This window comes from Streptosporangium sp. OZ121, from assembly GCF_051918885.1.
Taxonomy (GTDB): Bacteria; Actinomycetota; Actinomycetes; order Streptosporangiales; family Streptosporangiaceae; genus Streptosporangium.
On sequence record NZ_JBPXMC010000026.1, the window covers coordinates 65,277 to 79,479 of the forward strand.

12 protein-coding genes and 1 tRNA gene are annotated in these 14,203 nt (G+C 72.7%); 10 read left to right on the forward strand and 3 right to left on the reverse strand.

Features of this window, described 5'->3' with window-relative positions; genetic code table 11:
- The first annotated feature begins 541 nt into the window (after positions 1-541).
- Positions 542-862, forward strand: a complete 321-nt coding sequence (locus tag ACTOQ1_RS33260; protein ID WP_440071934.1) for a hypothetical protein — start codon at positions 542-544, stop codon at positions 860-862.
- 65 nt (positions 863-927) lie between these two features.
- Here ACTOQ1_RS33260 and ACTOQ1_RS33265 read toward each other — a convergent pair whose 3' ends face one another.
- Complete coding sequence (locus tag ACTOQ1_RS33265; RefSeq protein ID WP_440071935.1) at positions 928-1,092, reverse strand: hypothetical protein; 165 nt, start codon at positions 1,090-1,092, stop codon at positions 928-930.
- Between the two features lie 144 nt (positions 1,093-1,236).
- A complete protein-coding gene (locus ACTOQ1_RS33270) occupies positions 1,237-1,812 on the reverse strand; it encodes a hypothetical protein (protein WP_440071936.1) in 576 nt (191 codons plus the stop codon).
- 1,440 nt (positions 1,813-3,252) lie between these two features.
- Between ACTOQ1_RS33270 and ACTOQ1_RS33275 the strand changes: the two genes are divergently transcribed.
- The 8 genes from ACTOQ1_RS33275 to ACTOQ1_RS33310 all read left to right on the forward strand — a co-directional run bounded on the left by ACTOQ1_RS33275 (position 3,253) and on the right by ACTOQ1_RS33310 (position 12,786).
- On the forward strand, positions 3,253-4,476 hold the full coding sequence (locus tag ACTOQ1_RS33275; RefSeq protein ID WP_440071937.1) for a styrene monooxygenase/indole monooxygenase family protein: 1,224 nt from the start codon (positions 3,253-3,255) through the stop codon (positions 4,474-4,476).
- 9 nt (positions 4,477-4,485) lie between these two features.
- On the forward strand, positions 4,486-4,986 hold the full coding sequence (locus ACTOQ1_RS33280; RefSeq protein ID WP_440071938.1) for a flavin reductase family protein: 501 nt from the start codon (positions 4,486-4,488) through the stop codon (positions 4,984-4,986).
- An 81-nt stretch (positions 4,987-5,067) separates the two neighbouring features.
- Positions 5,068-8,235: a formate dehydrogenase gene (gene fdh / locus ACTOQ1_RS33285; RefSeq protein WP_440071989.1), complete on the forward strand. Its 3,168-nt coding sequence runs from the start codon at positions 5,068-5,070 to the stop codon at positions 8,233-8,235.
- Positions 8,228-9,019, forward strand: coding sequence for a 4Fe-4S dicluster domain-containing protein (locus tag ACTOQ1_RS33290; RefSeq protein ID WP_440071939.1), 792 nt, complete (start codon positions 8,228-8,230; stop codon positions 9,017-9,019). The genes fdh and ACTOQ1_RS33290 overlap by 8 nt, the downstream gene beginning before the upstream one ends.
- A 118-nt stretch (positions 9,020-9,137) precedes the next feature.
- Positions 9,138-10,298, forward strand: a complete 1,161-nt coding sequence (nrfD, locus tag ACTOQ1_RS33295) for an NrfD/PsrC family molybdoenzyme membrane anchor subunit (RefSeq protein WP_440071940.1) — start codon at positions 9,138-9,140, stop codon at positions 10,296-10,298.
- 101 nt (positions 10,299-10,399) lie between these two features.
- Positions 10,400-10,714, forward strand: coding sequence for a YciI family protein (locus ACTOQ1_RS33300; protein ID WP_440071990.1), 315 nt, complete (start codon positions 10,400-10,402; stop codon positions 10,712-10,714).
- The gene (locus ACTOQ1_RS33305; RefSeq protein WP_440071941.1) at positions 10,711-11,994 is read left to right on the forward strand and encodes an RNA polymerase sigma factor; all 1,284 of its coding nucleotides are present in this window, start codon (positions 10,711-10,713) and stop codon (positions 11,992-11,994) included. Before ACTOQ1_RS33300 ends, ACTOQ1_RS33305 begins: the two co-directional genes overlap by 4 nt.
- 156 nt (positions 11,995-12,150) lie before the next feature.
- Complete coding sequence (locus ACTOQ1_RS33310) at positions 12,151-12,786, forward strand: maleylpyruvate isomerase family mycothiol-dependent enzyme (RefSeq protein WP_440071942.1); 636 nt, start codon at positions 12,151-12,153, stop codon at positions 12,784-12,786.
- A 200-nt stretch (positions 12,787-12,986) separates the two neighbouring features.
- Here the strand turns inward: ACTOQ1_RS33310 and selD are convergent, their stop codons facing one another.
- On the reverse strand, positions 12,987-14,000 hold the full coding sequence (selD, locus tag ACTOQ1_RS33315) for a selenide, water dikinase SelD (protein ID WP_440071991.1): 1,014 nt from the start codon (positions 13,998-14,000) through the stop codon (positions 12,987-12,989).
- A gap of 97 nt (positions 14,001-14,097) precedes the next feature.
- On the opposite strand from selD, the gene ACTOQ1_RS33320 reads away from it, so the two are divergent.
- Positions 14,098-14,191: transfer RNA gene (locus ACTOQ1_RS33320), tRNA-Sec, on the forward strand.
- Positions 14,192-14,203: the final 12 nt, after the last annotated feature.

The window sequence follows — 14,203 nt, forward strand, 5'->3', positions numbered from 1 at the left end:
CGCCCCCCTTGATTTCGCGTCGTACCAGGTCAACTAGAGTGCAGGGAGGGCCGGATCGGATGAGGTAACCGGTCTGGAGCCTGCTCGTTTGGGCGGGGCGCTGCGCTGGGCCAAATGATGGCTGTCGGCCACCTTCGCCCGGGGTCCGGGGCTGGCCGTCGCGGCCCGGAGTATGGCGGTCGCCTCCGCGGCCCTCAAGGCCCCGGGGTTCTCGCTGCGCTCGCCCCGTGGCCTTGACCGCCGCAATCGCCGACCGCCTTACGGGCCACCACGACGACCACGCGGCCCGAAACGAGGAAATGAATCTACGTCGTAAGACCCTCCGCGCTTCGCGGTAGGGAGGCAAGCGGGCAAGGGGACCGGGAAGGACCTGACGGGGCTCTCATGGCGGCGTAGCGTCGAGGTATGGCCGAGGACAACGGGAAGCGCCGACCTGCGGTACCTGCCTGGGCGCGGGAGGCGAATGGATCGACCGCAACGGCAGCAGCAAGAAGCAGGGCGTCTGGGTGGCGTGCACCTTGTGCGCCGGGACGGGGCGGCGATGAGCGACCCGATCATCTGCCCCGAACGTGACGGAGAAGGAGACCGGCGGCTGGGTCGGCTGCGCGTCGCGTGCCGGTTTTGTCACGGCCGGGGCTGGGTCGGCGCCGAGCACGAGCTCGCCGAACCTCCACCACCGCCCACCGAGCCACCTCCGGCGTGGGAGCACCGCATCTGGTCCGACTCCGCGGCCGCCGCCGTCCTGGGATGCCGCTACCGCCTGGGCTCCAAGACCGTGGCGCACCTGGACGCGAGCACCCGCACGCTGGTGATGACCCCCTGCCGCTGCCAGACGTCCGGGGACTTGCCGGCGAGCGCTTAGGAAACCGCGGTCATGTTCGGCCCCGGTTCTGCGGCGCCGCTCCAGGACGCGACGACCGCTGCGCGCTACCGCGATGATGCGTACTCGGCGAAGGTCTGCGCGGTCGCCGGGAACGAGCTCCGCACCTCGGCCGCGCACCAGTCGGCGAACGCCTGGCCCTGGCGCTGGTAGGCCCGGCGGGTGTTCGCGGCGATGCCGTCCCGGATCCGGGCGCGCGTCGACTCCGACACCACGAGGTCGGCCGCACCGTGCCCGACTCCCGCAGGGACGCCGCTCGGTTCGGGCTCCCGGGCAACCGTGTCCCGGCTCGATGAAGGTGGCACGGCCAAGGGGTTTCGAGCTGGACGCGTGCCACTTTCACTGAGCCAGAACAGTCAGTAGGCGCACTGGACGACGACGTCGTCGAGTTCGGCGCGGGGGGCGAACGGGTGGTTGAAGGCCTTTGCCACGGTCAGCCGCAGCACGACATCGGAGCGTTGCGCGGTCCAGCTCACCGTGTGCAGGCGCCAGCTTGGGTCCACCGTCTGGTCCACCGGCACCGTCTTCAGGGCGATGTAGGTCCAGTCGGCCGGGTTGATGACCTCCAGGTTGAAGGTTGCCGCGGCGTTGCGCAGGTCCAGCCAGACGCCCGCGGTGCAGCGGGCGCCGGGGTGGGCGGGCACCGGGGTGAGGGAGATGGTCCGGCTGATCGAGCACCACCCGCCGGTGTTGCTGACGCGCAGGCCGGCCATGCCGGTGCCGGTACGGGGCGAGGCGATCCCGACGCTCTGGAAGTACGGGATGTCGCAGTCGCCCTGGTCGGTGAACGTCCACCGGGCGGCCGGGTTCGACGCCGGTTCGAAGCCGTCGGAGAGCTGCCAGATGCCCGCGGACGCGGGCCCGGCCGGGACGAGGACCGCTGCGAGGGCGATGGCCGCCGCCATCAGCGCGCGTGGGAGTGCTGAGCGCATAACCAAGCTCCTTGTCAGACCTGAGACGACAACACTGTCATTCTGCGGGCCGCTAGGGGGCTCGTCCGTAGTTTCCAGACCAAAAACAACGCTAAGCGGTTGATTTAGTGTGTTATGCCCCCATGATCCTCAGAGCACAGTGAAAACCCCCACGGCGAGGGGACCTCCGGGTCGGGAACACGGAGACGGCACAGATGCCGTCGGCGAGGTCCGTCACATCGAACGATGGAGCGATGACCCCTCATGCCGCGTCTTTCCCACCCCCTGCACGCCCTGCCGGCCGCCTTGTCCAGGTCTGCGATCACGACCGCACCGGCCGCACCCCAGCGACCCGCCGTAGCCCGCCTGGCCCCGCACCGCGGGCTCGGCCGACACCGCCACGCCATATCACCAGCGAAGGAGCGTGTCGCGAAACTCGCGAGACTGCTCTGCGCCATGGCGCTGGCCTTGGGGCTGATGGCGATCCCCGCCGCGTCGGCCTCGGCCACCGCCCTGGGGTCGTGGCCGGTCGTCCCCTTCCAGATTCAGGACAAGGACGACAACTGCCTCAGCACGGTGTGGGACCCCCGCAACAATACGCATGGCGGGGAACCCACAGTGGAGTTGGCCCGGTTTGGTGGACACCTGACCCCTGAGGAACCCTGGTTCCCGGAAGAAGGAGTCTGCTGTGCCGAACAACCATCCGCCGGAGTTTCGCCGGCAGATGGTGGAACTGGTGCGCGCAGGACGGTAGCCGGAGGAACTCGCCAAGGAGTTTGAGCCCTCTGCGCAGTCGATCCGCCTCTGGGTGCGCCAGGCCGACCTTGATGACGGTCGCCGCGCCGATGGCCTGACCAGTGCCGCGTAGCCGCAAGCCCTGATGTGTCTACCGAACCGGGGCGACTCCAGACCCACTCACCACCGCCCAATAGGTGGGGCCACATCACGTTGGTAGAACAACCAGTCAAGATCCCAAACTGGGGCCAACAATCACGCGGCGAATCCGGGGCCACCGAACACTCGCCAAATCACCCCGCGTGACTCCCCGGATAAGTTCGCTTATCCGGGGAGACTGGATACGACCTCCCCGGATAACCCCCGGGCAGGGGCAGGGTTAACGCCGGAAAAACTCCCCGGATAAGAAGCAGAGGGAGCCCGGAGGGTGACCGCGAGCGCCAACGACAAGATCAACGGTGGTGGCGACGGCGAGACCGGCAACCAGGATGGCGAGCGGGATGGTCGCCCAGCCGACAACCGCATTGCCGATCGGGGCGGCGCCGCCACGAAGGGGCCTGGGGAAATCCGCGCCAGATGGATGGAACCCGCGCTGAGCGGATGGCACGGGCGGCGGCGGCCGTCGTACCTTTTCACCAGGCGCCGCTCGATCGTTTCCCCGCTTCCTCGAAGCCTCCCCAAGGCTTCCCCGAAGCTCTCCGACCCTCTTCGAAAGGACACCTCACCATGCGCAGAATCCTCGTCGTCGGCGCCGGTCAGGCGGGCCTGCACCTCGCCCTCGGCCTGCTGCGGAACGGCTACGACGTCACCGTCGTCTCCAACCGGACCCCGGAGGACATCCGGGGCGGCCGGGTCATGTCCAGCCAGGCCATGTTCGGCACCGCCCTGGGCCACGAGCGGGACCTCGGCCTGGATCTGTGGGCGGACGGCTGCCCGCCGATCGAGGGGATCCAGTTCGCGGTGGCCGGGCCCGGCGGCGACCCGGCGATCCGCTGGGCCGCGCGGCTCGACGCCCCCGCCCGCTCGGTCGACCAGCGGCTGAAGATGCCCGCCTGGATGGCCGAGGTGGAGCGGCTCGGCGGGAAGATCGTCATCCACGACGCCACCGTGGAGGACCTGGAGGACTACGCCGCCCAGTACGACCTGGTCCTGGTCGCGGCGGGCAAGGGGTCGATCGCCTCGCTCTTCGAGCGGGACGCGCCGCGCTCGCCGTACCGCGCCCCGCAGCGGGCCCTCGCCCTCACCTACGTCAACGGCCTCGCGCCGCGGCCCGACTACTCCGCGGTGTGCTTCAACGTCATCCCCGGGGTCGGCGAGTACTTCGTGTTCCCCGCGCTCACCGTCACCGGCCCCTGCGAGATCATGGTGTTCGAGGGCGTGCCCGGCGGGCCGATGGACTGCTGGGCGGACGCCGGCACGCCCGCCGAGCACCTGGCGATGAGCAGGCGGATCCTGGAGACGTTCCTGCCGTGGGAGGCCGAGCGCGCCGCGGGCGTCGAGCTCACCGACGAGGGCGGCGTCCTGTCGGGCCGTTTCACCCCGGTCGTGCGCAGGCCGGTGGCGACGCTGCCGTCGGGCGCCCAGGTCCTGGGTGTGGCGGACGTGGTCGTGCTCAACGACCCGATCACCGGGCAGGGTTCCAACAACGCCGCCAAGTGCGCGGCCTCCTACCTGTCCGACATCCTCGAGCGCGGCGAGCGGCCGTACGACGCGGCGTGGATGGAGCGGGTCTTCGAGCGCTACTGGCTGGACGCCCGGCACGTCACCACCTGGACGAACGCGCTCCTCGCGCCCCCGCCGCCGCACGTGCTGGAGATCCTCGGCGCCGCGGGCGGGCTGCCCGAGGTGGCCTCCCGCTTCGTCAACGGCTTCGACGACCCGTCCGACTACGCCGGCTGGTTCCTGGACCCGGCCGGCGCGGTCGAGTACCTGGCCCGGGCCGGGAAGTGAGGGGACGTCATGAGATCCCTGCGCGACGCCCTCGGGCAGTTCGCCACCGGGGTGGCGGTGGTCACCGCCGCCACCCCGCGGGGTGACCGGCTGGGCGTGACCGTCAACTCCTTCACCTCCGTCTCGCTCGACCCGCCGCTGGTCCTGTGGTGCCTGTCCCGGCGCGCTCCCAGCGCGCCGGCCTTCGCCCAGGCCGGGCGGTTCGCGGTCAACGTCCTGGCCGCCGGCCAGGAGCACCTGTCGCGGCGGTTCGCCACGCCGCTGGCCGACAAGTTCGCCGGGGTGGAGACCCGTCTCGCCCCGGGCGGGGTGCCGGTGCTCGCCGGGACCGTCGCCCACTTCGCCTGCCGCGCGGTGGCCACCTACGACGGGGGCGACCATCTGATCTTCGTCGGGGAGGTCGAGCACTTCCGGCGGGAGGAGGGCGAGCCGCTGATCTTCCACTCGGGGAACTACCGGGCCTTCTCCGCGCCGGACCGCGAGATGGCGCTCTGCGAACCCGCCAGGTGATTAGGGCAGGTGAGCCGGGGTAAGGCCCCGAAGGTGACACGGGGGAGAGGGATCTCCCGCTGGCCGGTGATCCGGCAGCTCATGGGAGAGGACGCCAGGGGCGACGCCGCGCGCTCGGCGCGCACCGACGCGCTGCGGCCCCGCACCGAGGAGGCCGACAGCGTCGCGCGGTCGATCTGCCCGTACTGCGCGGTCGGCTGCGGCCAGCTGGTCTACGTCAAGGACGGCCGGGTCACCCAGATCGAGGGCGACCCGGACTCGCCCATCTCGCGCGGGCGCCTGTGCCCCAAGGGCTCGGCGAGCAAGCAACTGGTCACCCATCCCGGCCGGCGGACGCGCGTCCTCTACCGGCGGCCGCACGGCACCGACTGGGAATCGCTCGACCTCGAGACGGCGATGGACATGATCGCCGACCGGGTGGTGCGGACCCGCAGGGAGACCTGGCAGCAGGAGTACGAGGGCAGGACGGTCCGGCGCACCCTGGGCATCGCGAGCCTGGGCGGGGCGACGCTGGACAACGAAGAGAACTACCTGATGAAGAAGCTCTACACCGCCCTCGGCGCGATCCAGGTGGAGAACCAGGCCCGTATTTGACACTCCTCCACCGTCCCCGGTCTGGGGGCCAGCTTCGGGCGTGGCGGTGCCACGGACTTCCAGCAGGATCTGGCCGAGTCCGACTGCATCGTCATCCAGGGCTCCAACATGGCCGAATGCCATCCGGTGGGGTTCCAGTGGGTGGTCGAGGCGAAAGCGCGCGGGGCGAAGGTGTTCCACATCGACCCGCGCTTCACCCGCACCAGCGCGATCGCCGACCGCCACCTGCCGATCCGCGCGGGAAGCGACATCGTGCTGCTCGGCGCGCTGATCAACCACGTGCTCGCCAACGAGCTGGACTTCCGCGAGTACGTGCTGGCCTACACCAACGCCTCGGCGATCATCTCCGAGGACTTCGGGGACACCGAGGACCTGGACGGGCTGTTCTCCGGCTTCGACCCCGAGACGCGCGCCTACGACCCGTCGAGCTGGGCGTACGAGGGCGGCGAGGGCAGGGTGGAGGAGGCGGCCGGCGCCGCGGGCGAGCACGGCGAGCAGCTGGAGGGCGGGCCCCGGCACGCCGAGGCGGCGGGCGCCGAGCAGTACGGCTCCGGCGGCGCCGCCGCGCCGTCGAGGCCGCCCACGGACCCGACGCTGCGCCACCCGCGCTGCGTCTACCAGATCCTGCGGCGGCACTTCGCCCGCTACACCCCGGAGACGGTGGCGGAGCTGTGCGGCATCTCCCGGGAGAGCTTCGCCGAGCTGGCCGAGGCGATCACCGCGAACTCGGGCAGGGAACGCACCACCGCCTGGGCGTACGCGGTCGGCTGGACCCAGCACACCGTGGGCGCGCAGTACATCCGCACGGCCTCGATCCTGCAGCTGCTTCTGGGCAACATCGGCCGCCCCGGCGGCGGCATCATGGCGCTGCGCGGCCACGCCGGCATCCAGGGCTCCACCGACATCCCCACCCTGTTCAACCTGCTGCCGGGATACCTGCCGATGCCGCACGCCCACCGGCACGAGGGGCTCGACGACTACCTCGCCAAGACCGGGGCCGACACCGGCTTCTGGGGCAGGAAGCGCTGCTACATGGTGAGCCTGCTCAAGGCGTGGTGGGGCGACGCCGCCACCGAGGAGAACGACTTCCGCTTCGACCACCTGCCGCGCCTGACCGGCGACCACGGCCACTTCACCACCGTGATGGGACAGATCGACGGCACCGTGAAGGGCTACTTCGTGGTGGGGGAGAACCCGGCGGTCGGCTCCTCGGGCGGCCGGGCCCAGCGCCTGGGCCTGGCCAACCTCGACTGGCTGGTGGTGCGGGACCTGACCCTGGTGGAGACGGCCACGTTCTGGAAGGACGGCCCCGAGCTGGAGACCGGGGAGACGCGCACCGAGGACATCGCCACCGAGGTGTTCTTCCTGCCAGCCGCGAGCCACGTGGAGAAGGACGGCACCTTCACCAACACCCAGCGGCTGCTGCAGTGGCGGGAGAAGGCGCTGGAGCCGCCGGGCGACTGCCGCAGCGACCTGTCGTTCTACTACCACCTCGGCAAGCGGATCAGGCGGCTGATGACCGACGACGAGATCGACCGGCCCGTCCGCGAGCTGACCTGGGACTACCCCGAGGAGGGCGAGCACGCCGAGCCGTCGGCGCGGGCCGTGCTGCGCGAGATCAACGGCACCGGCCCCGACGGGCGGGCCCTGTCGGCCTACACCGAGCTCGAGCCCGACGGCTCCACCCGGTGCGGCTGCTGGATCTACTGCGGGGTGCACGCCGAGGAGGTCAACCAGGCGGCCCGGCGCAGGCCCGCCGGCGAGCAGAGCAGGGTCGCGCCCGAATGGGGCTGGGCCTGGCCCGCGAACCGGCGCCTTTTGTACAACCGGGCCTCCGCCGACCCCGAGGGCCGCCCGTGGAGCGAGCGCAAGGCCTACGTGTGGTGGGACCCCGACAAGGGAGAGAGGGGGGAGTGGACCGGTCTCGACGTGCCGGACTTCGAGAGGGACAAGCCGCCCGGCTACCTGCCGCCCGAGGGTGCCCTGGCCGAGGCCGCGCTGGCCGGGACCGACCCGTTCATCATGCAGCCCGACGGCAAGGGCTGGCTGTTCGCCCCTGCGGGCCTGGCGGACGGCCCGCTGCCCGCCCACTACGAGCCGCACGAGTCGCCGGTGCGCAACACGCTGTACGGGCAGCGGGCCAACCCGGCGCGCCGGACCTACCGGCGTCCCGAGAGTCCCTACAACCCGCCGGGCTCGGCGCGCTTCCCGTACGTGCTCACGACCTACCGGCTCACCGAGCACCACACCGCGGGGAGCATGAGCCGGCCGCTGGCCTACCTCGCCGAGCTGCAGCCGGCGCTGTTCTGCGAGGTGTCGACGGCGCTCGCCGCCGAGCTGGGGCTGGTCAACGGGGGCTGGGCGACGATCGTGACGTCCCGTTCGGCGATCGAGGCCCGCGTCCTGGTGACCGGGCGCGTCCGCCCGCTGCGCCTGCAGGGCAGGACGGTCCACCAGATCGGCCTCCCCTACCACTGGGGCTGGGGCAGCGGCGGCCTGGTGACCGGCGACGCCGTCAACGACCTGACGCCCCTCGTGCTCGACCCGAACGTCTACATCCAGGAGAGCAAGGCCATGACCTGCGACCTGCGGCCCGGCAGGCGCCCCGTGGGCGGGGCGCTGCTCGACCTGATCGAGGAGTACCGCGATGGCTGAGCGGATGGGGTTCTTCACCGACACGAGCATCTGCATCGGGTGCAAGGCCTGCGAGGTCGCCTGCAAGGAGTGGAACGACGTCCCCGACGACGGGTTCGTCTTCCGCGCCACCTCCTACGACAACACCGGCGGCCTGGGGGCCGACACCTGGCGCCACGTGGCCTTCATCGAGCAGCCGGGCGGCGGGAACGGCGGAGACGGGGGCGAGGGCATCGAGGGATGGCTGATGTCGTCGGACGTGTGCAAGCACTGTACGCACGCCGCCTGCCTGGACGTCTGCCCGACCGGGGCGCTGTTTCGCACCGAGTTCGGCACGGTGGTGGTGCAGGCCGACGTCTGCAACGGCTGCGGCTACTGCGTGCCCGCCTGCCCGTACGGCGTGATCGACCGCAGGGAGCGCGACGGCCGGGCGTTCAAGTGCACGATGTGCTACGACCGCCAGCTCGGCGGGCTGGAACCGGCCTGCGCCAAGGCCTGTCCCACCGACTCCATCCAGTTCGGGCCGCTGGACGAGCTGCGGGCTCGCGCCGAGGAACGGGTGGAACGGCTGCACGGCGAGGGCAGGCCGCAGGCCCGCCTGTACGGGGCGAGCCCCGACGACGGCGTGGGCGGGGACGGGGCCTTCTTCCTGTTGCTCGACGAGCCCGAGGTGTACGGCCTGCCGCCCGACCCGGTGGTCACCACCAGGGATCTGCCCGCCATGTGGCGCTGGGCGGCCGGGGCGGCGCTCTCCATGGCCGCAGTGGTGGCGGTGTCCTTCCTGGGCGCGGGAAAGGGCCGGTGATGGGCGGGTACGGGATCCCTCCCGGCCGGGGTCTTCTCGCCGGGGGCGGGGAGATATCGGTGACGCGTCCGTTCGACGGCCGCGCAGGGGGACGGGAACAGGGGCGGGGGTGGTCGTGGTGAGGCGCGGCGAGGAGGCGATGGTGCCCGAGGCCGAGTTCCGCTCCTACTACGGGCAGCCGATCATCAAGGCCCCGATCTGGCACGAACCCCACATGCCGCTCTACCTCTACCTGGGCGGAACATCCGGTGCCGCGTCGGTGATCTCCGCCGTGGCGACGCTCACCGGGCATGACCGGCTCGCGCTCACCGCCAGGGTGACCGCGGCCGCCGGTGCCGCGGCCGGTGCCGGTTTCCTGGTCGCCGAGCTCGGCAGGCCGGAGCGGTTCCTCAACATGCTGCGCGTGTTCAAGCCCACCTCGCCGATGAGCGTCGGCTCCTGGCTCCTGGCCGCCCACAGCGGCCTGACGGCCCTCGCGGCCGCCTCCGCGCTCGTCGCCGGGCGGTCCTTCCCGCGGGTTCCCGACCGGTCTGTCGCGGGGATTCCCGATTGGGGCGGTCAGCGGATTCCCTACCGGTCCGTCTCGCGGATTTCCGGCCGGTCCGGTCTGCGGGTCCCCGTTCGGTCCGGCCCGCGGGTCCCCGTTCGATCCGGGCTGCGGATTCCCGCCTGGGCGGGCCAGCGGATCCCCATTCTTCCGGTGAGGGGCGCCCGTGTCCTGGCCGCCCTCGGTGACGCGGCCGCCCTGGCGGCGGTGGTGACCGGGCCGCTGATGTCGACGTACACCGCCGTGCTCGTCGCCGACACCGCGGTGCCCGCCTGGCACGAGGCCCACCGCGAGCTGCCTTTCCTGTTCGCCGGGAGCGCGCTGGCCGGGGCGGGCGCCGCGGGCATGCTGACCACCCCGCGCCGCGAGGCGGGCCCGGCCCGCGTCACCGCGGTGCTGGGCGCCGTCGTCGAGACGGTCGCGGGCGCGGTGATGGAGCACCGGCTCGGCCTGGTCGGCGAGCCGTACCGGCGGGGCGGGCCGGGCCGCCTGATGCGGACGGCCCGCGCCCTCACGGTGGGCGGCGCCCTGCTCGCCACGGTCGCCGGGCGCGGACGTGCCCTCACCGCGCTGTCCGCCCTCGCCCTCACCGCCGGTGCCGTCTGCACCCGCTTCGGTGTCCTGGCCGCGGGCAAGGCCTCGGCCGCCGACCTCAAGTACACGGTGGTGCCCCAGCGGGAACGCCTGGAGGCGGGCAGGACCGCCCGGGCCCAGGCGGGCGAGAAATCCTGAGCGACGGCGTCCTTTCCCGGTGCTCCTGTTCGTCGGGTCGGTGAAAAGGCACCATGGGGGCGGCCCGCGAAGGGCCCCGAGAAGGAGGACGCGTGAAGTACATGCTGTTGATCTGCGGTGACGAGTCCGCGGCGGCCCACGCCATGGACGGCTGCGGCGGATGGTCGCAGGAGATGGAACGCCGCGGGGTGCTGCGGGGCGGCGTCGGGCTGCGGCCACCGGCCGACGCCACGACCGTGCGGGTGCGCGACGACGCGGTCCTGCTCTCCGACGGCCCGTTCGCCGAGACCAGGGAGCAGATGGGCGGGTTCTGCATGATCGAGTGCGCCGATCTCGACGAGGCCATCGAGATCGCCTCGAAGCACCCGGCCTCCGGCTACGGCTCGATCGAGATCCGGCCGCTCCTGCCGTCGTGACCGGGCGCGGAGTGACGGGGGCCGGTGTGACGGGGGCCGGAGCGACGACGGAGGTCGAGGCGGCGGTCGCCCAGGCGTTCCGGGACGAGTGGGGGCAGGTCGTGGCGACCCTGATCCGGGTCACCGGCGACTGGGACCTCGCCGAGGAGTGCGCGCAGGACGCCTTCGCGCTGGCCCTGCGGCGCTGGCCCGAGGACGGGGTTCCGCGCAGGCCCGGCGCGTGGCTCACCACGGTCGCGCGCAACCGGGCCGTCGACAGGTTGCGCCGCGAGGCGGTCGGCGCCGCCAAACTGCGAGAGGTGGCCGCGATGTCGTACGAACCCGGACCGGTGTGGGAGGACGACGGCGTGCCGGACGACCGGCTGCGGCTGATCTTCACCTGCTGCCACCCGGCGCTGGCCCTGGAGGCCCGGGTCGCGCTCACCCTGCGCACCCTGGCCGGGCTGACGACCGCGGAGATCGCCCGGGCGTTCCTGGTCGGTGAGCAGACGATGTCCAAGCGGCTGCTGCGGGCCAAGCAGAAGATCCGGCACGCCGGGATCCCGTACCGGGTGCCGCCCGCGCACCTGCTGCCCGAGCGCGTGCCCGCCGTGCTGGCCGTGCTTTACCTGCTGTTCAGCGAGGGGTACTCGGCCACGGCGGGCACCGACCTGCTGCGGCGCGACCTCAGCGCCGAGGCGATCCGGCTGGCCCGCGTCCTGGCGGGGCTGATGCCCGACGAACCGGAGGCGGCGGGGCTGCTGGCGCTGATGCTGCTGCACGACGCCCGCAGCGCCACCCGGCTCGACGCGGCCGGTGACCTGGTCACCCTGGAGGAGCAGGACCGCGCCCTGTGGGACACCGCCGCGATCACCGAGGGCGAGGAGCTGCTCGGCCGAGCCCTGCGCCGCGGCCACCCTGGCCCGTACCAGGTGCAGGCCGCCATCGCCGCCTGCCACGCCACCGCGACCGAGGCGGCCGGCACCGACTGGGCCCAGATCGCCGCGCTGTACGGGCAGCTCGCGCGGTTCACGCCGTCCGCGGTGGTGGAGCTGAACCGGGCGGTGGCGGTGGGGATGGCCGCAGGGCCGGCCGCGGGGCTGGAGCTGGTGGAGGCGCTGCGGGATTCGGGGGCGCTGGCCGGATACCACCTGCTGCCGGCGACCCGGGCCGACCTGCTGCGCCGCCTGGGCCGCGCCGCGGAGGCCGCGGACGCCTACCGCGAGGCGCTGGAGCTGGCGGCGACCGACACCGAACGCCGCTACCTCGGCCGCCGGCTCGCCGAGGTCACCGGTTCGTAGCCCCGGGGTGTCCGTTGGCGCCGGGCTCGTTCGTCGGTAGGGCGAGCACCTTCCTGGAATTCCCGGGAATCTGGAGAAGAGGACACCGATGGACATACCAATGGATGCGGCGATCTCGCGCGACGCGGCCGGGGGCACACGACCGGGGGAGCGGCGATGACGGGGACCACGGAGAGCGAGGTCAGGAAGGCCATCGCCGCCGAACGCCGCGACCTGGCGGACGTGCTCGCCGGCCTGCCGGCGCGCAGGTGGGACGAGCCGACCCTGTGCGCCGGGTGGCGGGTACGGGAGGTCGTGGCCCACATGACGATGCCGTTCCACTACTCGGCCCCGCGCTTCGTGATCGAGATGCTCAGGTCACGGGGCAACTTCGCCAGGATGGCCGACCGGTGCGCCCGGCGCGACGCGGCCGCCCTGTCGTCCGGCGAGCTCACCGCGCTGATGAGGGACAACGCGGACTTCGCGTGGAAGCCGCCGGGCGGCGGGTTCGAGGGCGCGCTGACCCACGAGGTGATCCACGGCCTGGACTTCACCCTGCCCCTGGGCCTGGACCGGCACGTCCCCGAGGATCGGCTGCGCATCGTGCTGGGGGGCTTCGAGGCGGAGAAGAGCCTGAAGTTCTTCGGGGTCGACATCCGGGGAATCGAGCTGCGCGCCGATGACGTCGACTGGTCCATCGGGGGAGGGACGCCGATGTACGGGGCCGCGCAGGATCTCATCCTGGTCCTGTGCGGCCGGAAGCTGCCGCAGGGGCGGTTGCGCGGAGAGCCGAGCCATCGGTTCGTCGCGTAGCGGCCGAGCGCCACCCGCTCCGGCCTGCCCCGGCCCGCTCCGGTCGGCCCCGGGCCCGCTCCGGTCGGCCCCGGGCCCGGTCCGGCCTGCCCCGGGCCCGGTCCGGCCTGCCCCGGCCCACTTCTGCCTGGACCGGGCCCGCTCCGGCCTGGACCGGGCCCGCCCGGGTCCGGCTCGGGGCCGATCCGGGTCCGGGCCGGTCAGCGCAGCCGCAGGGCCCGGCCCTCGCGGGGAACGAGCTCGCCGACGACCGGTGCGCCGGGGATCTCGCCCGCCACGAGCAGGCCGCCGGAGGTCTGGGCGTCGGCGAGCAGCAGCAGGTCCTCCTCGCCGAGGCGGCCCGGGTCCAGGTGCGGCGCCACCCACGCCAGGTTGCGGCGGGTGCCGCCGCTGACGTAGCCGTCCCGCACGGCCTCGCGGGCCCCGGCCAGGTACGGCACGGCCGCCACGTCGACCACCGCCGTGACGCCGCTCGCCCTGGCCAGCTTGTAGAGGTGGCCGAGCAGGCCGAACCCGGTCACGTCCGTGGCGCACCCCGCGCCCGCGGCCAGTGCCGCCCGGGAGGCGTCGCGGTTCAGCGTGGTCATCGCGGCCACCGCCTGCGGGAAGACCTCGCCGGTCGCCTTGTGCCGGGTGTTGAGCACGCCGACGCCGAGGGGCTTGGTCAGGGAGATCGGCAGGCCCGCCCGGCCGCCGTCGATGCGCAGCAGCCGTTCGGGATCGGCGAGGCCGGTGACGGCCATCCCGTACTTCGGCTCGGGGTCGTCGACGCTGTGGCCGCCCGCCACGTGGCAGCCCGCCGCCCGCGCCACCTCCAGGCCGCCGCGCAGCACCTGTCCGGCCAGCTCCATCGGCAATACGTCCCGGGGCCAGCCGAGCAGGTTGACCGCCACCAGCGGCTCGCCGCCCACCGCGTACACGTCCGACAGGGCGTTGGCCGCCGCGATCCGCCCCCAGTCGTAGGCGTCGTCCACCACGGGAGTGAAGAAGTCGGCGGTGGCCACGATCGCCCGGCCGCCCTCGACGCGGACCACGGCGGCGTCGTCGCCGTCGTCCAGCCCGACGATCAGCTCGCCGTCGAAGCGCGGGGGAGGCCCGTCCGCCTCCTCCAGCAGCCCCGCGACGACGGCCTCCAGCTCGCCGGGCGGGATCTTGCAGGCGCAGCCGCCCCCGTGCGCGTACCGGGTCAGCCGCACCGCGTCCCGCTCCGCGATGGTCTCCGCCATGCCGTGTCCTCCCTGGTGGATCGGCGCGCCGCCGTCCGGCACGCCGTCCCGGTGCACGTACCCGCTCGCGGGTATGTTCTCCCCCGGAGGTGTACGGGCGCCTGGTGGCCCCCGCGGTCTTCAAAATCGTTGAGGCCGAGGTCCTCGGCCTGGCGGGTTCGATTCCCGTCCGCCTCCGCTTATGTTCGAAG